This window comes from Pseudomonas sp. GW821-FHT09C08 (assembly GCF_059418125.1).
In genome coordinates this window covers 51,797-73,829 of the sequence record NZ_JBWKPG010000008.1, presented here as the reverse complement: position 1 = coordinate 73,829, position 22,033 = coordinate 51,797, and the positions used below count along the sequence as shown (strand labels likewise).

Annotated in this window: 16 protein-coding genes and 2 tRNA genes; 5 read left to right on the top strand and 13 right to left on the bottom strand. The window is 60.9% G+C overall.

The features are described 5' to 3' along the window. Window positions 1-12: 12 nt before the first annotated feature. On the bottom strand, window positions 13-2,052 hold the full coding sequence (locus AC07OJ_RS24550; RefSeq protein WP_106803355.1) for an NADPH-dependent 2,4-dienoyl-CoA reductase: 2,040 nt from the start codon (window positions 2,050-2,052) through the stop codon (window positions 13-15). A gap of 212 nt (window positions 2,053-2,264) precedes the next feature. On the opposite strand from AC07OJ_RS24550, the gene AC07OJ_RS24545 reads away from it, so the two are divergent. From AC07OJ_RS24545 to AC07OJ_RS24535, 3 genes are all read left to right on the top strand, one after another. After that, a complete protein-coding gene (locus AC07OJ_RS24545) occupies window positions 2,265-3,395 on the top strand; it encodes a carbon-nitrogen hydrolase family protein (RefSeq protein ID WP_495095351.1) in 1,131 nt (376 codons plus the stop codon). After that, on the top strand, window positions 3,392-4,426 hold the full coding sequence (locus AC07OJ_RS24540; protein ID WP_495095350.1) for an AraC family transcriptional regulator: 1,035 nt from the start codon (window positions 3,392-3,394) through the stop codon (window positions 4,424-4,426). Before AC07OJ_RS24545 ends, AC07OJ_RS24540 begins: the two co-directional genes overlap by 4 nt. A 329-nt stretch (window positions 4,427-4,755) precedes the next feature. Then, complete coding sequence (locus AC07OJ_RS24535) at window positions 4,756-5,763, top strand: transketolase-like TK C-terminal-containing protein (RefSeq protein ID WP_065901147.1); 1,008 nt, start codon at window positions 4,756-4,758, stop codon at window positions 5,761-5,763. Window positions 5,764-5,800: 37 nt separating this feature from the next. Here AC07OJ_RS24535 and AC07OJ_RS24530 read toward each other — a convergent pair whose 3' ends face one another. Continuing rightward, window positions 5,801-6,271, bottom strand: coding sequence for a MarR family winged helix-turn-helix transcriptional regulator (locus AC07OJ_RS24530; RefSeq protein WP_120449032.1), 471 nt, complete (start codon window positions 6,269-6,271; stop codon window positions 5,801-5,803). Between the two features lie 146 nt (window positions 6,272-6,417). On the opposite strand from AC07OJ_RS24530, the gene aceE reads away from it, so the two are divergent. Continuing rightward, a complete protein-coding gene (gene aceE, locus AC07OJ_RS24525; RefSeq protein ID WP_495095349.1) occupies window positions 6,418-9,078 on the top strand; it encodes a pyruvate dehydrogenase (acetyl-transferring), homodimeric type in 2,661 nt (886 codons plus the stop codon). Window position 9,079: 1 nt separating this feature from the next. On the opposite strand, the gene AC07OJ_RS24520 is transcribed toward aceE, so the two are convergent. Both AC07OJ_RS24520 and AC07OJ_RS24515 read right to left on the bottom strand, forming a co-directional pair. Beyond that, window positions 9,080-9,862, bottom strand: coding sequence for a DUF2242 domain-containing protein (locus AC07OJ_RS24520; RefSeq protein ID WP_106803351.1), 783 nt, complete (start codon window positions 9,860-9,862; stop codon window positions 9,080-9,082). A gap of 89 nt (window positions 9,863-9,951) precedes the next feature. Further along, entirely contained in the window at window positions 9,952-10,851 is a 900-nt protein-coding gene (locus tag AC07OJ_RS24515) for a LysR family transcriptional regulator (protein ID WP_106803350.1), read from the bottom strand. A 118-nt stretch (window positions 10,852-10,969) separates the two neighbouring features. Between AC07OJ_RS24515 and AC07OJ_RS24510 the strand changes: the two genes are divergently transcribed. Then, entirely contained in the window at window positions 10,970-12,175 is a 1,206-nt protein-coding gene (locus tag AC07OJ_RS24510; protein ID WP_495095348.1) for an MFS transporter, read from the top strand. On the opposite strand, the gene AC07OJ_RS24505 is transcribed toward AC07OJ_RS24510, so the two are convergent. The 9 genes from AC07OJ_RS24505 to AC07OJ_RS24465 all read right to left on the bottom strand — a co-directional run bounded on the left by AC07OJ_RS24505 (window position 12,122) and on the right by AC07OJ_RS24465 (window position 21,903). Further along, a complete protein-coding gene (locus tag AC07OJ_RS24505) occupies window positions 12,122-12,646 on the bottom strand; it encodes a GNAT family N-acetyltransferase (protein ID WP_495095347.1) in 525 nt (174 codons plus the stop codon). The two genes, AC07OJ_RS24510 and AC07OJ_RS24505, sit on opposite strands and share 54 nt — an antisense overlap. A gap of 100 nt (window positions 12,647-12,746) precedes the next feature. Continuing rightward, the gene (locus AC07OJ_RS24500; protein ID WP_065901161.1) at window positions 12,747-14,621 is read right to left on the bottom strand and encodes a SurA N-terminal domain-containing protein; all 1,875 of its coding nucleotides are present in this window, start codon (window positions 14,619-14,621) and stop codon (window positions 12,747-12,749) included. A 231-nt stretch (window positions 14,622-14,852) separates the two neighbouring features. After that, complete coding sequence (locus AC07OJ_RS24495) at window positions 14,853-15,140, bottom strand: HU family DNA-binding protein (RefSeq protein ID WP_221034285.1); 288 nt, start codon at window positions 15,138-15,140, stop codon at window positions 14,853-14,855. Between the two features lie 133 nt (window positions 15,141-15,273). Next, entirely contained in the window at window positions 15,274-17,670 is a 2,397-nt protein-coding gene (lon, locus tag AC07OJ_RS24490; protein ID WP_065901165.1) for an endopeptidase La, read from the bottom strand. 162 nt (window positions 17,671-17,832) lie between these two features. Next, entirely contained in the window at window positions 17,833-19,116 is a 1,284-nt protein-coding gene (clpX, locus tag AC07OJ_RS24485; protein ID WP_010209414.1) for an ATP-dependent Clp protease ATP-binding subunit ClpX, read from the bottom strand. 112 nt (window positions 19,117-19,228) lie between these two features. Next, on the bottom strand, window positions 19,229-19,864 hold the full coding sequence (gene clpP / locus AC07OJ_RS24480) for an ATP-dependent Clp endopeptidase proteolytic subunit ClpP (RefSeq protein WP_065901167.1): 636 nt from the start codon (window positions 19,862-19,864) through the stop codon (window positions 19,229-19,231). A 91-nt stretch (window positions 19,865-19,955) separates the two neighbouring features. Continuing rightward, window positions 19,956-21,266: a trigger factor gene (gene tig / locus AC07OJ_RS24475; protein ID WP_495095346.1), complete on the bottom strand. Its 1,311-nt coding sequence runs from the start codon at window positions 21,264-21,266 to the stop codon at window positions 19,956-19,958. Window positions 21,267-21,664: 398 nt separating this feature from the next. Continuing rightward, a tRNA-His gene (locus tag AC07OJ_RS24470) sits at window positions 21,665-21,740 on the bottom strand. Window positions 21,741-21,818: 78 nt separating this feature from the next. After that, window positions 21,819-21,903 (bottom strand) — tRNA-Leu (locus AC07OJ_RS24465). Window positions 21,904-22,033 lie beyond the last annotated feature (130 nt).

Sequence of the window (22,033 nt, the reverse complement as noted above, 5' to 3'; positions counted from 1 at the left end):
CCTTTCGTCGTCTTACAGCTCGGCGGCGAGGCGCGAGCCCTGGTTGATGGCGCGCTTGGCATCCAGCTCGGCCGCCACGTCGGCGCCACCGATCAGGTGCACGTTCTGGCCGGCCGCAACCAGGCCGTCCTGCAATTCACGCAGCGGGTCTTGCCCGGCGCAGATGACGATATTGTCGACCGCCAGCACCTGCGGCTCGCCCTCGGCACCGATGCGGATATGCAGGCCCTGGTCATCGATCTTCAGGTACTCGACGCTGTTGAGCATCTGCACCTGCTTGTTCTTCAGGCCAGTACGGTGGATCCAGCCGGTGGTCTTGCCGAGGCCATCGCCGACTTTGGAGGTCTTGCGCTGCAGCAGGAACACTTCACGCGCCGGGGCATGCGGTTGCGGCTTGATACCGGCCACACCGCCACGCGCCTGCAACTGGGTGTCGATGCCCCACTCCTTCCAGAATGCTTCGCGGTCCAGGCTGGTGGACACGCCCTGGTGCACGAGGAATTCCGACACATCGAAACCGATACCGCCGGCGCCGATCACCGCCACGCGCTTGCCGACCGGCTTGCGTTCGAGGATCACGTCCAGGTAGCTCAGCACCTTGGCGTTGTCGATGCCGGGGATCGCCGGCGTGCGCGGCGCGATGCCAGTCGCGAGAATGATCTCGTCATAACCGCCCGCCGCCAGTTGCGCGACATCCACGCGGGTGTTGAGGCACAGCTCGACGTGGGTGGTCTGCAATTTGCGCTTGAAGTAGCGCAGGGTTTCGAAGAACTCTTCCTTGCCGGGCACGCGCTTGGCGATATTGAACTGGCCGCCGATCTCGCTGGCCGAGTCGAACAATGTCACCTGATGGCCGCGCTCGGCCGCCACGGTGGCTGCCGCCAGGCCCGCAGGACCGGCGCCGACCACGGCGATCTTCTTGATCTGCTTGACCGGCAGGTAGTTCAGCTCGGTTTCGTAGCAGGCGCGCGGGTTGACCAGGCAGGTGGTCAGCTTGCCGCCAAAGGTGTGGTCCAGGCAGGCCTGGTTGCAGCCGATGCAGGTGTTGATTTCGTCCGCGCGCCCGGCGGCGGCCTTGTTGACGAACTCCGGATCGGCCAGGAACGGCCGCGCCATCGAGACCATGTCGGCATCGCCCTCAGCAAGGATCTGCTCGGCAATCTCCGGCGTGTTGATACGGTTGGTGGTGATCAGCGGAATCTGCACCGCGCCACGCAGCTTGGCGGTGACTTTGCTGAACGCGCCACGCGGCACCTTGGTGGCGATAGTCGGGATACGCGCTTCGTGCCAGCCGATACCGGTGTTGATAATGCTCGCACCGGCCTGTTCGATGGCCTTGGCCAACTGCACGATTTCTTCCCAGGTGCTGCCGCCTTCAACCAGGTCGAGCATCGACAGGCGGAAGATAATAATGAAGTTCGGGCCGACGGCTTCCCGCACGCGGCGCACGATCTCCACCGCCAGGCGCATGCGGTTTTCGTAGCTGCCGCCCCAACGGTCGGTACGCTGGTTGGTGTGCGCGGCGAGGAACTGATTGATGAAGTAGCCTTCGGACCCCATGATTTCCACGCCGTCGTACTCGGCAACCTGGGCCAGCAGCGAGCAGGTGACAAAATCCTGGATCTGCTTCTCGATGCCCTCCTCGTCCAGCTCCTTGGGCTTGAACGGGTTGATCGGCGCCTGGATCGCGCTCGGCGCCACCTGCTTGGGGCTGTAGGCATAACGGCCGGCGTGGAGGATCTGCATGCAGATCTTGCCGCCCGCCTCGTGCACGGCCTTCGTCACGATCTTGTGCTTCTGCGCCTCTTCGTCGGTGGTCAGCTTGGCCGCGCCGGCATACACCCCGCCTTCATCGTTCGGGCCAATGCCGCCGGTGACCATCAGGCCCACGCCGCCACGCGCACGCTCGGCAAAATAAGCGGCCATACGTTCGAAGCCGCCGGGCTTTTCTTCCAGGCCAGTGTGCATCGATCCCATCAGGGTGCGGTTGCGCAAGGTGGTAAAACCCAGGTCCAACGGGGCCAGCAGGTGCGGGTAGGCAGCAGCGGTCATGGTACAGCTCCACAACGGATCATCACGGGACGTGGCGCACTCGAACGGTGTGCCATCGGTTTATGTCCCACAGACTAAGAGCCCGCCCGCCGGCGCTCAATGACTGAAACTGACAAGTTATTGATCCAAATGCACAGCGCCCCTTGGCAAGCGGGTGCATGGGCCCTACCCTAGTCGGCGAACCCCGCACTCGGTCTGTTGTCTGTTGCCCCATGCGTAAACTTCTAGCTTTTACCGTCACCATGGCCCTGGTTGCCGCCATCGCCGCGTATCTGGTCTGGACCCAGGAGCGCCCCGTGGCGCATTACCTGTCGGACCTGCGCATCACCCTCGCCGTCAACGAAGGCCTGCCTGCCGACCGCGGCAACTTGCTGGGCATCCAGCCTGAGCTGTTTCCCGCCGACTACCAGAGCCTGGAACGCCTGCACCTGAAGCTCGCGGCCTACCTGCAAAAAGCCCGTGACCAGGGGCTGATCAACGACAAGACCATCGTGGTGCTGCCGGAACACATCGGCACGTGGCTGATGCTCACCGGCGAAAAGAACGAGGTGTACCAGGCCCTGCACGTGAAGGATGCGATGAACTGGCTGTCCGTCAGCAACCCCGTGCTGTTCCTGCGCGCCTGGATCAGCGCCACCGGCGACAGCCGCACCGACGACGCCTACCTGCGCATGAAAGCCAAGGACATGGCCCGCGACTATCAGTTGCTGTTCGGCGGCCTGGCCAAGGAATTTGGCGTGACCCTGGTGGCCGGCTCCATCACCCTGCCCAACCCTAGTGTTAGCCAGGGACAACTGCAAATCGGCTCGGGGGCGCTCTATAACGCCAGCGTGGTCTTCAATGCTGACGGCTTGCCGCTTGGCGATCCGCAGCGCCAGCTCTACCCGATCTACGATGAACGCGGTTTTATCCAACCGGGTGACGAAAACGTCGTCAGCGTGGTCGACACCCCGGCCGGCCGCCTCGGTGTGCTGGTCGGCAGTGACAGCTGGTACCCGGACAACTACCGCAAGCTCAACGAGCAAGGCGCGCAACTGATCGCGGTGCCCGCCTTTGTGCTCGGCCGCGATACCTGGGATCGCCCATGGCGCGGCTTCAAAAGCGTGTCGACGCCGACCGAAATCAGCCTCAAGCCCGAAGAGCTCAGCGAAGGTGAGGCGTGGCGTCGCCTCACGCTGATCAGCCAGTCGCCCGTCAGCCACGCCACGGCCGGCATGAGCGTATTCCTGCGCGGGCAGTTCTGGGACCTGGGCACCGCGGGCCACAGTTTTCTCAGCAACAACGGGCAGATCAACGCCGACGGCGAGGCCCGTGGCGCACGCCTGTTGAATATCTGGCTGTGAAACCGGTCCGGCTGGGGGATCTGTCGGTGGGCTTCGTGCACACCCTGGCAGACGCCATCCACAGTCACGGCCTCGACCCCCAGCCGCTGCTGCTGCAATACGGCCTGGACCCGGCGCGTCTTGCCGAGGCTGGCGCACGCTTGTCGATCCCACGCTACATGCGCCTGGGCCACGCGGCCATCCAGCTCACCGGCGACCCCGCCCTGGGCCTGCGCATGGGCCAGCTCAGCCGCCTGAGCCAGGCCGGGCTGGCCGGGGTCACCGCCGCCCAGGCGCCCAACGTGCGCGAGGCCGCCCGCACGCTGACACGCTTCGAGGCGTTGTACGGCTCCAACTATCGCGGGCAATCGAGCTTTCACGAAGACGCCGAAGGCGCCTGGCTGCGCTTCTATTCCATCAGCCCGTACAACGCCTATAACCGCTTTGTGGTGGACTCGATCATCGCCGGCTGGCTGCACCAATTGTCGGGCCTGGCCCAGCAACCGGTGCAGGCGCAAAAGGTCGAGATCGAATTCGAAGCGCCCGACTACAGCGAGCAATACAGCATGCTGGGCGACAGCCCGATCCAGTTTGGGGCCGAGGTCAATCAACTGCGCTTGAACCAACCGACCCTGGCGCTGCGCAATCCACAGCATTGCCCGAGCACCTGGCAACTGTTGCTGCAATTGTGTGAACGCGAACTGGAGCAATTGACCCGCACCCGCAGCCTGCGCGAGCGCATTACCCGTTTGCTCGGGCCGATGCTCAATGGCGGCCGGGAACCCGACCTGGAAGAAGTGGCGGCACGCTTGAAGCTGCCAACCTGGACGCTGCGCCGCAAACTGGCCGAAGAAGGCACTCAGTTTCGCGCGATTCTCAACGATACCCGTCGCGACTTGGCCATGACCTACATTCGCGATACGGAACTGGCGTTCGGCGAAATCGCCTACTTGCTCGGTTTTGCCTCGGCCCAGGCGTTTCAACGCGCCTTCAGGCGGTGGAACAACCAGACCCCAGGGGAATTTCGCCGCAGTCAGCGGCATTCCGCCTGAAGTCGGTCTTACAGCTCTGTTGCATCGTCTGCGGGTTCCAGCGGGTCCAACTCAATCGCGTGGTACTCGAGCAGTTCTTCCTGGTAATCGTCCATCGTGGACTCCTTGTTTGATTGAAAAGCGGCTGCAGATAAATGACCTGCACTGCCAGCCTAAAGTGCCGTGATGACGAAAAAAAGTCGATGCGATGACGTTCCTGCACGTGCAGATTAAACGTAGCAGCGTCGGGCTGATTTAGCACCTCGCCGTTGAGGTGCGATTGCAATCATTGCAAATGCAATCATATTTCCAGTAGGGTACGAGCCTCTGTTGCCAGGAGCCTTGCCCCCATGCCCGCCTCTACCGCAAACGCCGCGCAGCTGTGCATCAACGCGCTGACCACGACCGAACATGCGCGCAGCTCACCGCTGTATGCCGTGATGACCATGGCCAACACCCTGGAATTGAGTCGCCAGGCCTGGGTGATCCGTGGCCAGTCGCGCTCCCGACGCGTCAGTAATTGGCCGAGTTGGTTCGCGCGCAACACCGGGGAAAAGCCGCTGTTGTACCTGCACAGCGCCATGTCATCGGCGCAGCTGAGTGCGCTGTCGGACGAGACCGCGCAGCGCGGTATCTTGTGCAACGACATCGAGAACCAGCCCTCGCCCTGGCCCCGGGGCGCGCAACCTTCGCTGCCGTTGTGGCTGGCCACCAACCCGCGCTGCACCCCGTATGACCCGGCCTCGGGCGACGAAGCGCGGGCGATTGTGCTGGCGGGGTTGCGCGCGTTGTACGTCGACGGCCAGCCGGGGTTCTATTACCTGGCCCTGCACGACCATGAAAGCGCGGTGCCGATGGCGGAGCAGGCGCGTGAGGATGCGCTCAAGGGCATGTACCCGATCCGGCGTGAAGGCGCGGATGTGCGCCTGCTCGGTGCGGGCCATGCATTGGAAGCGGTGGTGCAGGCGGCGCGCCTGCTGGAGCAGGACTGGAACATCAGTGCACAGCTCTGGAGTTGCCCCAGCTACACACGGCTGGCCCGCGAGGCAGCGGCCGCTGAACGCTGGAATCGTCTGCATCCGGGCGCGCCCAAACGCAGCTGTCACTTGCGTGACTGCCTGGCGGGAAGTCGCGCGCCGGTGGTTGCCGTCACCGGCTATCCGCAAGCGATTGTCGATCAGTTAAGGGCGCATGTGGATGCACGCTTCGTCGCGTTGGGCGCGGGGTCGGTGCAGGCGGAGGCGCCGAGTCAGTATTGGATAGTGGTATCGGCGCTCAGGGCGTTGGCGGATGAAGGGCGGATCGACGCGCTGCACGTACAGGCCGCGATGAATCGCTATGCATTGAAATGCGCTTGACGGCAGGCCGGCACCTACACGGTTTCTGCGTGGGGCTTCAGGTTTTGCGGCGACTGCGGGTCTGGACGCCCGCGTCCATCGCCAGCCCGGCAGTGCGTTCCAGTGCGTCGGCGAAGGCCTGGCGCTGCTCCGGCTCGATTTGCGACAGGAATAACTCGTCCACCGTGCTTTCGTAGATCGCCCACATTTTTTTGCGCAAGACCCGGCCGGCGTCGGTGATCGAGGCAAACGCCGCGCGGCCATCTCCGTCGGAGCGCGAACGCAGCACCAGGCCGTCCTTTTCCAGGCGGTCCACCAGGCGAGTGAGGTTGTAGCGCTCGATGGCCAGCACGTCGGCCAATTCGTGCATGCGGCGGGTACCGTCGGGGCCGCTTTCCAGGCCCCACAGCGCGTCGTACCAGGCATAGGGCGGCAGGTCGGCCGCGGCCAGGCGGCGCTCGATTTCACGGATGACCGTCCTGTGGGCCCTGACAAAGCGGAACCAGACATCAGGCTCTTTCGACGACATGCAACACCATCCGGGGAATTTCAAGAAGGTTGCAATAGTAGCTCATCCCGCGCTAGATTCGGCCATGTAGTTGCAATTGCAATTACTTTTGACGGCACTCCCACAAGGAGACCGCCACTTGAAATCCGCCTACCCTGGAGCCTCCCATGACCCCGAACAACGCAGTCCGCCGCGATGACGATCCACAGGAAACCCGCGAGTGGCTGGAGTCCATCGAATCGGTGCTGTCCACCGAAGGCCGCCCGCGCGCCCACTACCTGATCGATCAATTGCTGGATTTCGACGTGGCGCGGCATGGCGACTTCTACGGGCGCGTCACCACGCCCTACGTCAACACCATCCCGGTGGACCGCCAGTTGCCCTACCCCGGCAACCTCGCCATTGAGCGACGCACCAACGCGTTTATCCGCTGGAACGCCATGGCCATGGTGTTGCGTGCAGGCAAACACTCAGGTGTGGGTGGGCATATCGCGACTTATGCGTCGGCCGCCGTGCTGTACGACGTAGGCTTTGACCACTTCTTCCGTGGCCGTACCGACACCTTCGACGGCGACCTCGTGTATATCCAGGGCCATTCCTCACCGGGCGTCTACGGGCGCGCTTACCTCGAAGGCCGTATCAGCGAAGCCCAGCTGGACAATTTCCGCCGCGAGGCCGGTGGCGACGGTATTTCGTCCTACCCTCACCCGCGGCTGATGCCGGACTTCTGGCAATTCCCCACCGTGTCCATGGGCCTTGGGCCGATCACTTCGGCCTACCAGGCGCGCTTCATGCGCTACCTGGAACTGCGTGGCCTCAAGCAGCACCAGGGCCGCAAGGTGTGGGCATTCCTCGGTGATGGCGAAATGGACCAGCCGGAATCCCTGGCCGCCATCTCCCTGGCCGGTCGCGAGAAACTCGACAACCTGATCTTCGTGGTCAACTGCAACTTGCAGCGCCTCGACGGCCCCGTGCGTGGCAATGCCAAGGTGATCCAGGAGTTCGAAAGCCTGTACCGCGCCGCCGGCTGGAACGTGATCAAGGTGATCTGGGGCGGCGGCTGGGACGCGCTGCTGGAAAAAGACCAGAGCGGCCTGCTGCGCCAACGCATGATGGAATGCGTGGACGGCGACTATCAGAACTACAAGTCGCAGAACGGTGCCTACGTGCGCGAACACTTCTTCGGCAAATACCCGGAGTTGCTCGCACTGGTTGCGGATATGTCCGACGACGAAATCTGGAAACTCTCACGCGGCGGCCATGACCCGGACAAGGTCTACAACGCTTATGCGGCAGCCGTTCGCCACACGGGACGCCCGACGGTGATCCTGGCGAAAACCGTCAAGGGCTTCGGCATGGGCGAAGCCGGCGAAGGCCAGAACATCAACCACCAGCTGAAAAAAATGGGCGCCGACGCCGTCAAGGCCTTCCGCGACCGTTTCGACCTGGAAGTGGCTGACGATCAACTCGACGCAATCCCCTACCTCAAGCCGGCCGCCGACAGCGAGGAAGCACGCTACTTCGCGGCACGGCGCCAGGCGTTGGGCGGCTACGTGCCAGCGCGGCACGCGGCGGTCGAAGCGTTGCAGATCCCCGAACTGAGCGCCTTCGCCACCCAGCTCAAGGACACCGGTGACCGCGCGATCTCCACCACCATGGCCTTCGTGCGCATCCTCGGCACCCTGCTCAAGGACCCGCACCTGGGCAAGCTGGTCGTGCCCATCGTGCCGGACGAGTCACGCACCTTTGGCATGGAAAGCCTGTTCCGCCAGATCGGCATCCACTCGGCCGTCGGCCAGCTCTACACGCCACAGGACGCCGGGCAACTGAGCTACTACAAGGAGAGCAAGGACGGACAGATCATGCAGGAAGGCCTGAATGAATCCGGCGCTATTTCCTCATGGATCGCGGCGAGTACGTCCTACAGCAACCACGGCCTGATGACCGTGCCGTTCTATATTTTCTATTCGATGTTCGGCTTCCAGCGCGTCGGTGACCTGGCGTGGGCTGCCGGCGATGCACGGGCACGCGGCTTCCTGCTCGGCGCCACGGCCGGGCGCACCACGCTGATGGGCGAAGGCTTGCAGCATGACGATGGCCACAGCCACATCCTGTCCTCGGTGATTCCGTGCTGCGTGTCTTACGACCCGACCTTTGCCTACGAGCTGGCGGTGATTATTCGCGAAGGCATGCGGCGCATGTACGTCGAACAGGAGGACATTTACTACTACATCACCCTGCTCAACGAAAACTACCCGCACCCGGCGATGCCGGACGGAGTGGAAGACGGCATTCTAAAAGGCATGTACCGCCTCAGCGGTGACCCCAAAGCCCAGGTGCAGCTGATGGGCAGTGGTTCGATCCTGCGCGAGGTCATCGCCGCCGCCGCCCTGCTCGCCGAGGATTTCGGCGTGCAGAGCGCGGTGTGGAGCGTGACCAGCCTCACCGAATTGCGCCGTGACGGGCACGCGGTTGAACGCTGGAACCTGCTGCATCCGGACAGTGAGCCGCGCGTGAGTTACGTCGAGCAATGCCTGCAAGCGCACACGGGCCCCGTGGTGGTCGCAACGGACTACATGAAGTTGTTCGCCGATCAGATCCGCCCGTTCGTACCCGCTCGACGCTTTGTCGCGCTGGGCACCGATGGCTTCGGACAATCGGACACCCGGGAAACGTTGCGCGCATTCTTTGAGGTGGACCGGCACTTCATCGCGCTGGCGGCCCTCAAGGCGCTGGCGGATGACGGCGTGATCGGTCGGGACAGGGTCAGTGAAGCGATCAAACGCTACGGGATCAACGTCGACAAGGTCGATCCCGTAGCCGTCTGAGTTACTGCGCGGGCGTCGGCAGAGGGGGAATCGCCTCTGTCGGCGGCGGCAGGTCGGGGGTAGTCGCTGCGGGTGCAGGTTCGGCCTGCGGCGCGATCGGTGCAGCCTCGGGAGCCGGCACCACCGGCTCAGAGGCCGCTGGCGCAGCCGGTTCTTCCTTCGGCGCCTCGACCTTTTCGGCGGCTGGCGGTGTCTTGGGCTCCGGCACACCGAGGTCAGCCTTGGGCTTCTCGGGAATATGCTCGGCCTTCTTCACTTCCTGCGGCAGGAACACGTCCACCAGCGCAAAGTAACGGTCGTAGAACTTCGGCGCAGAGACTGTCTCGCTCGCGACCTTGACCATCGAGTCATCGGTGGAGCCGATTGGCATCGACACCGACCCCAACACTCCCACACCCAGGCTCGCGGAGTTGTTGACCTTCTTCAGCGCATAGCGATCCTGCAAGGCATTGGCGAACATCGTCGAGTGGTTGTTGCCTTTGCCATCATCGGCGCACACCACGTTGAAGCTGATCTGCAGATGGGTCTCGCCGGTCTGCTGGAAGCTCTTGTTACCGACCACCAGTTTCGGATCGTTGCTGGTGATGATGTAGCCCTGGCTCAGCAAGGCCCGGCGTGCGGCTTCGCAAGCCGCTACATCGGTGACCGGATAATCCCGGGAAAACGTACCGGAGTCGTCGAAATTCTCATGTTCATAAATAGCGGTCTTGGGTGACGAGCAGCCCGCGGCGCCCGCCAACACCAGCGCCAACCCGAGGCTACGCAAGTGAAATGATGTCGACATTGAAAATCCTGAGGAAAACAGTCCGGGCGGTATTGTGCAACAGAACGCGTGCTTGGCGCGCGCATTCCTGTCGGTAAAACGTCACAGGCCTACACGACAGCTGCCGTGGGAAAAAGCCCAGCGCACATATGATCAATAAACACGCGTAATTTCGCCGAGGCATGGCGACTTGATGGCCATAGCATCCAGAAACTGCCCCGGTGTTCGAGGTAGTCATCCAGCACCCGTTGCAGGCGTCCCTGCGCCACGGCCTGGTTGACCATGTAGTCCGGCAGGCAGGCTATGCCCAGGCCCTCGTGCACCACATGGTTGAGCGACTCGATGGTGGTGCTGACCAACGGTGTGCGCAAGGTCGGCTCCGCAGTGCCCGGCGCAAGGCGCAGCGGCCAGTGCTCGAGTTTACCGGTGGCGCAGAACTTGTGGCGCAGGCAAGCATGCTCGCTCAGGTGGTGGGGCTGCAGCGGCGTACCATGCTGCTGAAAGTAAGCCGGGGTGCCCACCAGCACCAATTGGTAATGCCCCAGGTGGCGCGCCATCAAGCGCGAATCTTCCGGCTTGCCGGTGCGAATCACCGCATCGAACCCTTCCTCGATCACGTCCACCATGCGGTCGGAAAAATCCACATCCAGCTCGATGTCCGGATAGGCGCGCATGAAGTCGCTGAGCACCGGCATCAACAGGCCCCGCACTTGCGGCACGCTGATGCGCAGCTTGCCGCGCGGCGTTGCGCTGGCCTCGGTCAGCTCGCGCTCAGCGGCCTCCACCTCAGCAAGAATGCGCCGTGATCGCTCCAGAAACAGCGAGCCTTCGCTGGTCAAGGTGATACTGCGGGTGCTGCGATGAAACAGCCGCACGCCGAGGCGTTCCTCCATGCGTGCAATGCTTTTGCCCACTGCTGAAGAGGACACCCCCAGCACGCGACCGGCGGCGGTGAAACTGCGCGTTTCCGCCACCTGCACGAAAACCGAGAGGCTGCCCAAGCTGTCCATGATCATGCCCTTTTTGATTGCGGACGCCTGAGTCCGATAAGTTCGGAACCTTAGCCTGTTTTTCCGACGTGCACAGCCCCCTACTCTGGCGCCTTGCCCTTTGCATGGATAGAGTTTGATGACCGCACTCACCGATTCCCCACCCGTTACCCAGCGTGACGCACTGCCGCTCGGCGGCTTGCTCGCATTGGCCTCGGCCGGCTTTATCACCATCCTCACCGAAGCCATGCCCGCCGGGCTCCTGCCGCAGATGGGCGAAGGCCTCGGCGTGTCGCCCGCGCTGGTCGGCCAATTGGTCACGCTCTACGCCTTGGGCTCGTTGCTGGCGGCCATCCCGCTCACGCTGCTGACCCGCGGCTGGCGGCGACGGCCATTGCTGCTGATTGCCATCGGTGGCTTTGCCCTGGTCAACAGCGTGACCGCGCTGTCCAGCCATTACGGACTGACGCTGGTAGCGCGTTTTTTTGCCGGGGTCTTCGCCGGGCTGCTCTGGGCACTGCTGGCCGGTTATGCCAGCCGGATGGTTGCCCCGCACCTGCAAGGCCGGGCCATCGCGATCGCGATGCTGGGCGCACCATTGGCCCTGTCCCTGGGCGTACCGGCCGGTACCCTGCTCGGCACGCTAGTCGGCTGGCGCCTGAGTTTTGCGATCATGACCGGGCTGACGCTGGTGTTGCTGGTGTGGGCGCGCTGGCAGCTTCCGGACTTTGCCGGCCAACCCGCACAGCAGCGCCTGGGCCTGCGCCAGGTACTCAGGTTACCCGGCATTCGTCCGGTGCTGTGGGTGACCTTTACCTACGTGCTGGCCCACAACATTCTCTACACCTACATCGCCCCACTGTTGGTGCCGGCCGGGATTACCACCGACGTCGACCGCGTGCTGCTGGTGTTTGGCTTGGCGGCATTGCTGAGCATCTGGCTGGCTGGAGTGCTGATTGACCAGTGGTTGCGCACACTGCTGCTGATCAGTTGTGCGCTGTTTGGCCTGATCGCCGTGGCCCTGGCGTTCTGGATCAACGTCCCCGCCGTCATCTATGTCGCAGTGGCCTTATGGGGCCTGGCGTTCGGCGGACTGCCGGCCTTGCTGCAGACCGCACTCGCGAAGTCAGCGGGAGCGTCGGCAGACGCTGCGCAATCGATGCTGGTGACCGTGTGGAACCTCGGCATAGCCGGCGGCGGCCTGGCCGGCGGCGTATTGCTGCAGGGCTGGGGCGTCTCGGCCTTTGCCTGGGCGGTGGTACTGCTGATGCTGCTGGCCCTGGTCGGCGCTTTACAGGCTGCGCCCCAGCAACTGGCCCGGCCACCCCTCCAGGTTGAAGGTTGAGATTCGCGTATAGCCGCACGACTCATAAAAACCCACCAGGTCACCTGTGCCGCCGGCGTAGCAGTCCACCCGCAGGCGCGTGACACCGGCTGCGCGCGCCTGGTCATCGGCGAATGCCAACAGGCGCCGCCCCAGGCCGCGTACACGGGGGTCGCGCGCGGCGATCAACAATCGCACATACACCTCCGGCTCGGCCGCCGCTGGCACATAAGGCATCGGCTCGCCCAGCACCAGTGCAGCCAGGATCTGCCCCATGGGGGCCTCTACCACCCAGGCACCCGGCAGTGCGCAGGCTTGCGACACTTGCGCGACTCGACGGGGCGAGGCCGACCAGGGCTCAGTGCCCCATTGATGGTTATTGCCCAGGCATGCGAACCACTCAATCACCTCGTCAAACACCTGCAGCACCGCAGGAACATCCGCCTCAGTGGCGCGACGGATCACCCAGCCTTCCTGTTCCTGAATCAACACGCGTGAACCTCCTTGCTCGACGATTGCGAACGCCCAGTCTAGCGCACAAAAAAAAGCCCCCGGTCATTGCTGGCCGGGGGCTTTCTTATTCAAACCGTCATCAGTACTTCTTGATGTCGGCCTTGGTTTCCAACTGCTTGCGGTACGCCGCGAAGTCCTGCTGGCCGACACGGGAAGCGAGGAAGCGGCGGTATTGCGCTTTTTCTTCTTCCGATGGGGCTGCGGCTTCATTGACGCCGTTCAAGCGCACGATCACCAGGCTACCGTCAGCCAGGGTCACGGTGGTAAAGGTCGGCTTGTCCTTGGCCGCAGGCTTGGGCATGCGGAACAGGGCTTGCAGCACGGCCGGGTCAATCGCTTCCTGGCTACGGGTAGCCGCTTCAGTGACTTTCCAGGCCTGACCATCGATCGGTTGGTTCAGCGGGGTCTTGCCATCACGCAGGCTGGCGATCAACTCGTCGGCATGCGTCTTGGCAGCGGCGCTGGCGCGCTCCTTGATCATCTGTGCACGGATCGGCGCAGCAACGCTTTCCAGCGGCAGTTGCGCAGGTTTGCGGTGCTCTTTGGCACGCAGCACGATGATGGTTTCCGGGTCGAGTTCGATGGCGCTGCTGTTGGCACCTTCATCCAGGACTTCCGGGCTGAACGCAGCGGTGACCACGGCACGGTTGGCCGCAACGCCTTCGCCACCTTCACGGCCAAACGGCGCGGAGGTGTGCACGGTCAGCTTCAGGTCGGACGCTGGCTGGGCCAGGTCAGAGGCTTCGAATGCCGCATCTTCCAATTGCTTGGTCGCTTCGACAAAACGCTGCTCGACCTGCTGGGTCTTGAGCTCGCGGGTCAACTTGTCCTTCAGGCTGGCGAACGTCGGCACTTGCGGTGCTTCAACGCCCAACAACTTGATCAAGTGCCAACCGAAGGTGCTGCGCACCGGCGCCGAGACCTGGTCCTTGTTCAACGCGTACAAGGCGGTTTCGAAGTCCGGGTCGTAGACGCCAGGGCCGGCAAAGCCGAGGTCGCCGCCATTGTTGGCCGAACCTGGATCCTGGGAATACTCCTTGGCCAGGGCTTCGAACGACTCGCCCTTGGCCAGGCGCGCCTGGATTTCCTCGATCTTGGCCTTGGCTTGCGCGTCGGTGACCTTGTCGTTGACTTCAATCAGGATGTGCGCCGCACGACGCTGTTCAGCGAGGTTGGCGGTTTCTTTCTGATAGGCCGCCTGCAACTCCTCGTCCTTGACCGCAACCTGGTCGAAGAAGGACGACTTCTTCAACTCCAGATAGTCGATGACCACCTGGTCCGGGGTCATGAACTCCTTGGCGTGCTGGTCGTAGTAAGCCTTGACCTCGTCGTCGGTGAGTTTCACCGCGCCAGGGTTGGCCTTGATGTTGACGGTGGCGAAATCGCGGGTCTGCTTCTCCAGACGGGCAAAAGCGTTCACCTCGGCGTCGGTCACGAAACCGCTGCCGGCGATGCCTGCGCGAACCTGGCCGATGAGCATTTCCTGGGTCAGCATCTGACGGAACTGCAGTCGGCTGTAGCCCAGTTGACGGATCACCTGGTCAAAGCGTTCGGCACTGAACTTGCCGTCCACCTGGAATTCCGGTGTCTGCAGGATGACCTGGTCCAGTGCTGCTTCAGAGAAGCCGAACTTGGAATCAGCCGCGCCTTGCAGCAGCAGCTTGCGATCGATCAGGCCCTTGAGGGCGGCGTCGCGCAGCAGTTTTTCGTCGAGCAGCGAAGCATCGAAATCCTTGCCCAGCTGTTGCATCAGTTGGCGACGTTGCATGTCGACAGCCTGGCTCAGTTCGGTCTGGGTGATTTCTTCACCGTTGACCTTGGCCACGTCCTGCTTGGTGTTGGTCGAAGCCTGAAAAATAGCCTCGATACCGGTGAACGCCATCAAAGCGACGATGATCCCGATAATGGTCTTGGCAATCCAGCCTTGTGAATTGTCCCTGATATTTTGCAGCATGCGTCCCCCAGAAACGGTTGAACTTCAAAAATTGGCAACCGTGGAGCGTGGGTAGAGTCCGGATAGAAGAAAGGCGCATCCGAGGATGCGCCTTCTCGTAACTGGCGGAGCGGACGGGGGTTTGAACCCACACCCCCGGCGTGGCGACCCGATGGATACGTGGGTCAGCTGCCGCTCCGCTGCCAGGCCAGACCTGCGTCCGACCCGGGTAGGCAAAGGCTTGATCGAAGCTTAGTTAACGGCTTCTTTCAGGGCTTTACCGGCTTTGAAACCTGGTTTCTTGGCAGCAGCGATTTGCAGTGCTTTGCCAGTCTGTGGGTTACGGCCAGTGCGAGCTGGGCGGTCAGTCACAGAAAAAGTACCGAAGCCTACCAGTACTACGGAGTCGCCGGCCTTCAGAGCGCCAGTGACGGATTCGATTACTGCATCCAGCGCACGGCCAGCAGCAGCTTTCGGGATATCAGCGGATGCAGCGATAGCATCAATCAGTTCCGACTTGTTCACTCTAAGTCCCCTTATATATCTATTGAGTATGATTCTAAGTTTTTTGGTGAAAGCAAAAACCAGTGCTGAATGGCCTACAGACACTTAAGAGCCGCTTTATAACAAGGGCTCTAAAAAGCTGTCAAGGAAGCCCCCAGGCTTCAACACATTAATGCGTGCTAATTCTTTCCTTGGAATCAGACTCGCGCTTTTCGTCCTTAGCGACTATCTCCGGAGCCACATCCGGCAAGGGCTCCGGCGCGTATTGCAGCGCAATTTGCAGGACCTCGTCAATCCATTTAACCGGTTTAATCTGAAGATCCTGCTTGATGTTGTCAGGAATTTCCTTCAGATCGCGAACATTCTCTTCAGGAATGATCACGGTCTTGATTCCACCCCGGTGCGCAGCGAGTAATTTCTCTTTCAAACCACCGATAGCCAATACCTGGCCACGCAGGGTAATTTCGCCGGTCATGGCGACATCGGCGCGCACCGGAATACCGGTCAATGCCGACACCAGGGCCGTGCACATGCCTACGCCTGCGCTAGGGCCGTCTTTAGGCGTCGCCCCTTCCGGCATGTGGATATGGGTGTCGTGCTTCTCGTGGAAGTCCAGGGGGATCCCCAGGCTCCTTGCGCGGCTGCGCACCACGGTCTGCGCGGCGGTAATCGATTCGACCATCACATCGCCCAGCGAACCGGTCTTGATCAACTGGCCCTTGCCCGGGATTACTGCAGCTTCAATGGTCAGCAATTCGCCGCCCACCTGGGTCCACGCCAGGCCAGTCACCTGCCCTACCTGGTCCTGCTGCTCGGCCAGGCCGTAACGGAATTTACGCACACCCAGGAAGTGCTCCAGGGAGTCGGCCGTGACCTTCACCGAGAAGCGTTTTTCCAGCGCATGTTCCTTGACTGCCTTGCGGCAGATCTTCGCGATCTGACGCTCAAGACCGCGCACACCGGCCTCGCGGGTGTAGTAACGAACGATGTCGCGGATCGTCTCGACCTCGAATTCGATCTCGCCCTTCTTCAGGCCGTTGGCCGAAATCTGCTTGGGCGCGAGGTATTTGACGGCGATGTTGATCTTCTCGTCTTCGGTGTAACCCGGCAGACGAATCACCTCCATTCGGTCCAGCAGCGCTGGCGGGATATTCATCGAGTTGGAGGTGCACAGGAACATCACGTCGGAGAGGTCGTAGTCGACTTCCAGGTAATGGTCGTTGAAATTGTGGTTCTGCTCGGGGTCGAGCACTTCGAGCAATGCCGAGGCCGGATCGCCGCGCATGTCGCTGCCCATCTTGTCGATTTCATCGAGCAGGAACAGCGGGTTGCGCACGCCCACTTTCGTCATCTTTTGAATCAATCTTCCTGGCATCGAACCGATGTAGGTACGGCGATGACCACGGATTTCCGCTTCGTCACGCACGCCACCGAGGGCCATGCGCACGAATTTACGGTTGGTGGCATTGGCAATGGACTCGGCCAGGGAGGTTTTACCCACACCAGGCGGCCCTACCAGGCACAGTACCGGGCCACGAATCTTCTTCACGCGCTTTTGCACGGCGAGGTATTCGAGGATGCGCTCTTTGACTTCTTCGAGGCCGTAGTGGTCGGCATCCAGGATGTCCTCGGCGCGCGCCAGGTCCAGGCGTACCTTGGTCTGGGCCTTCCACGGCACCTGCACCAGCCAGTCGATGTAGGAGCGAACCACAGTGGCTTCGGCGGACATCGGCGACATTTGCTTGAGCTTGTTCAGCTCGGCATTGGCCTTGGTCAACGCGTCTTTCGGCAGGCCGGCGGCATCGATGCGCTTTTTCAGCTCTTCGATTTCGTTGTGGCCTTCCTCGCTGTCGCCGAGCTCCTTCTGAATGGCCTTCATCTGCTCATTCAGGTAGTACTCGCGCTGGCTGCGCTCCATTTGTTTCTTCACGCGACCGCGGATGCGCTTCTCAACCTGCAGCAGGTCGATTTCGGCATCCAGCAGCGCCAGCACGTGTTCGACACGGGCCGGCAGGTCGATGATTTCGAGGATGTCCTGCTTCTGCTCGATCTTCAGCGCCATGTGCGCAGCCATGGTGTCGACCAGGCGGCTTGGCTCATCGATGCTGTTAAGCGAAGACAGCACTTCAGCCGGGACTTTCTTGCCCAGCTGCACATACTGCTCGAACTGCGAGAGCAGGCTGCGGACAAAGACTTCGGATTCGCGCTCAGGGGCTTCGACTTCGTCGATCAGCGCCACTTCGGCGCGCAGGTGGCCGTCCACCTCCATGAAGCGCTCGACCGCACCGCGTTGCTCGCCTTCGACCAGCACCTTGACGGTGCCATCGGGCAGTTTGAGCAGTTGCAGTACGGTGGCAATGGTACCGACGCGATACAGGGCATCTTCGCCAGGATCATCATCGGCAGGATTTCTCTGGGCCAACAGCAGGATCTGCTTGTCGCCCGTCATCGCGGCCTCGAGGGCTTCGATAGACTTCTCGCGCCCCACGAACAGCGGGATAACCATGTGCGGATAGACGACGACATCACGCAACGGCAGGAGAGGCAATTCGATGGTTGTCTTCATGATTTCGCCTCTATGACAGTTGAAAAGTAAGCTTGAAACCAAGATGGGGGCTGCGTGTAAAAAAAACAAGCTCAATGCTGGCAGTTACACGCAGTAAAAAATCTTCATGAAAAACAAAGGGGCCCCTAAAGGCCCCTTGTTTGTACCGAAACTGCGAAACGCTTACGCGTCTGGCGCAGCCTTGGCAGCCGGCTCACTGTTTTCGTAGATATACAGTGGCTTGGACTTGCCTTCTATAACGCTTTCATCGATCACCACTTTACTCACCTCGGACTGCGAGGGGATTTCGTACATGGTGTCGAGCAACACGCCTTCGAGAATCGAGCGCAGTCCACGTGCACCGGTCTTGCGCTCCAGTGCCCGCTTGGCCACCGATTTGAGCGCGTCGGTACGGAACTCGAGGTCTACACCTTCCATTTCGAACAGCTTCGCGTATTGCTTGGTCAGGGCGTTCTTCGGCTCGGTGAGGATCTGAATCAGAGCAGCCTCATCCAGCTCGTCCAACGTGGCCAGGACCGGCAGACGGCCGACGAATTCCGGGATCAGACCGAACTTGACCAGATCGTCAGGCTCGACTTCACGCAGGGACTCGCCCACCTTCTTGCCTTCTTCCTTGCTGCGCACTTCTGCACTGAAACCGATACCGCCACGGGTAGAACGCTGCTGGATAACCTTCTCCAGACCCGAGAACGCACCGCCACAGATGAACAGGATGTTGCGCGTATCAACCTGAAGGAATTCCTGCTGCGGATGCTTGCGGCCGCCTTGTGGCGGTACGGAAGCGACCGTGCCTTCAATCAGTTTCAACAGGGCCTGCTGCACGCCTTCACCGGAAACATCCCGGGTGATCGACGGGTTGTCGGACTTGCGCGAGATCTTGTCGATTTCGTCGATGTAGACAATACCCATCTGGGCTTTCTCTACGTCGTAGTCACATTTCTGCAGCAGTTTCTGAATGATGTTCTCGACGTCCTCACCCACGTAGCCAGCCTCGGTGAGGGTGGTTGCGTCGGCGATGGTGAACGGAACGTTCAGCAGGCGAGCGAGGGTTTCTGCAAGCAGGGTCTTACCCGAGCCTGTAGGACCGATCAGCAAGATGTTGCTCTTGCCGAGTTCGACTTCGTCGCCTTTCTTGTCACGCTGGTTCAAGCGCTTGTAGTGGTTGTACACCGCTACGGCCAAAACCTTCTTTGCACGCTCTTGACCGATGACATACTGGTCAAGGATGCCGCTGATTTCTTTAGGCGAAGGCAATTTATGCGCGCTGCTTTCGGCCTGTGCTTCCTGCACCTCCTCACGGATGATGTCATTGCACAGGTCGACGCACTCGTCGCAGATAAAGACCGAGGGGCCGGCAATCAATTTGCGTACTTCATGCTGGCTTTTGCCACAGAAGGAGCAATAGAGCAGCTTGCCGTTGTCCTCGCCGTTGCGGGTGTCAGTCATTCGTTCGATCCAAATCCGATAGGCTTGCAACACAAGATGAAGGCTTATGCGGGCTTTTTCAAGCCCGCCGATGATCGGACATGCCGACCAGCCCTATTTTGAGCGGCTTATATTAAGCGGGGCGCTTTTCGATCACTGCGTCGATCAACCCGTAATCACGCGCGACTTCGGCGCTCATGAAGTTGTCGCGGTTGGTGTCGCGCTCGATTTCTTCCAGGGTGCGCCCGCTGTGCTTGGCCATCAGCGTGTTGAGACGCTCGCGGATGAAGAGGATTTCCTTGGCGTGGATTTCGATGTCCGACGCCTGGCCCTGGAAACCGCCCAGTGGCTGGTGAATCATCACGCGCGAGTTCGGCAGGCAGAAACGCTTGCCGTGGGCCCCTGCGGTGAGCAGGAACGCGCCCATGCTGCAGGCCTGGCCGATGCAAGTGGTCGATACATTCGGCTTGATGAACTGCATGGTGTCGTAGATCGACATGCCCGCCGTCACCGAACCGCCAGGTGAGTTGATGTAGAGATGGATGTCCTTGTCCGGGTTTTCCGCTTCAAGGAACAGCAGTTGCGCACAGATCAGGTTGGCCATGTAGTCCTCTACCGGGCCCACCAGAAAGATCACTCGCTCCTTGAGCAGGCGCGAGTAGATGTCGTAGGCGCGTTCGCCACGAGCGGACTGCTCGACAACCATCGGGACCAGGCCGCCGGCGGCCTGGATATCAGAGTTCTGCTGAATATAGGAATTACGGAACATGCTCTGCAGTTACTCCCAAATAGTCATGTCTTGAAAACGCATAAGCCAGCGCGAGGCTGGCTTATGGTTGAATTTCCAACGAGTTGGACAATCAGTCGGCTTGTGCTGCTTCCGCCGGTTTGACTGCTTCTTCGTAAGAGACCGCTTTGTCGGTCACCTTAGCCTTCTGCAGAACAGTATCCACAACTTGTTCTTCCAGCACAACCGAACGTACTTCGTTCAGTTGCTGGTCGTTCTTGTAGTACCAAGCCACGACCTGCTCAGGCTCCTGGTAGGCCGAAGCCATTTCCTGGATCATTTCACGAACGCGATCTTCGTCAGGCTTGAGGTCGAACTGCTTGACCACTTCAGCCACGATCAGGCCCAGCACGACGCGGCGCTTGGCTTGTTCTTCGAACAGCTCGGCCGGCAGTTGGTCAGGCTTGATGTTGCCACCGAACTGCTGCACAGCTTGCACGCGCAGGCGGTCCACTTCGTTGGACAGCAGGGCCTTAGGCACCTCGATCGGGTTGGCGGCCAGCAGACCGTCCATGACCTGGTTCTTGACCTTGGACTTGATGGCCTGGCGCAGTTCGCGCTCCATGTTCTTGCGAACTTCGGTGCGGAAGCCTTCGATGCCGGTTTCCTTGATACCGAATTGAGCGAAGAATTCTTCGTTCAGTTCTGGCAGCTTAGGCTCGGAAACGCTGTTGACGGTTACGGTGAACTCGGCGGCTTTGCCAGCCAGGTCCAGGTTCTGGTAGTCAGCCGGGAAAGTCAGGCTCAGAACGCGCTCTTCGCCCGCCTTCGCGCCAACCAGGCCGTCTTCGAAGCCAGGGATCATGCGGTTGGAACCCAGCACCAGCTGAGTACCCTTGGCGGAGCCGCCAGCGAACACTTCGCCGTCAACCTTGCCAACGAAATCGATGTTCAGCTGGTCTTCGTTCTGGGCGGCACGGTCGACCACTTCGAAACGAGTGTTCTGCTTGCGCAGGATTTCCAGCATGTTGTCCAGGTCGGAATCAGCTACTTCAGCGCTCAGGCGCTCGATAGCGATACCTTCGAAACCTGCCACTTCAAACTCTGGGAACACTTCGAATACGGCAACGTATTCCAGGTCCTTGCCCGCTTCCAGGGACTTCGGCTCGATCGAAGGCGAGCCAGCCGGGTTCAGCTTTTGCTCGACAACTGCTTCATAGAAGGAAGCCTGGATCACGTCGCCTACCGCTTCCTGACGCGCATCAGCACCAAAACGGCGCTTGATTTCGCTCATTGGCACTTTGCCTGGACGGAAACCAGCGATCTTGGCCTTTTGGGCAGTCTGCTGCAGACGCTTGTTGACCGCAGTCTCGATACGCTCTGCCGGCACGGTGATGCTCAGGCGGCGCTCGAGAGCAGTAGTATTTTCAACAGAAACTTGCATGGATATTCCTCGTTGCACAGACGTTAGCCGGCCATTTCCGACCCCAATCAAGGGCATGCATTCTAGTGGGTCAAACTCAAGAAGTCACCCTACTGAGAATACGCCCGAAAACAGCCGGCAATTTATCGGTACGAAGGCACTGATGTACCTCGCCCCGGTGACAAATACAGCCCATCACGCCAGGGCTCTGCGCCGCCTCTTCTATATATAGAAGAAGTCGTCATCCATCTCCCTGACGGCCAACCCTCAAACAGGGCCAGCAGGCAGCGCGGCATCATCGAGACACATAAATACGACGAAACGCCTGCCCTTGCGACCCACTACCTGCAGCCGCCGAATATTCGAACCGCTAAAACCAAAAAAGGCGCCAGACTGTTAAATCTGGCGCCTTTCGAATATGGGGTGGACGAAGGGGATCGAACCCTCGACAACGGGAGTCACAATCCCGTGCTCTACCAACTGAGCTACGCCCACCATATTGCGTTAACAAAGAAACCAAACCACTTCTTTGTCGAGCCTTATACCCACCTGACGGAGGGACAAAGCTTTTATTGGTGCGGATGAAGAGACTCGAACTCTTACGCCTCGCGGCGCTGGAACCTAAATCCAGTGTGTCTACCAATTCCACCACATCCGCGCTTGAAGCTCTTAAAGCAAAGGCGCCAGATGATTAATCTGGCGCCTTTCAAAATATGGGGTGGACGAAGGGGATCGAACCCTCGACAACGGGAGTCACAATCCCGTGCTCTACCAACTGAGCTACGCCC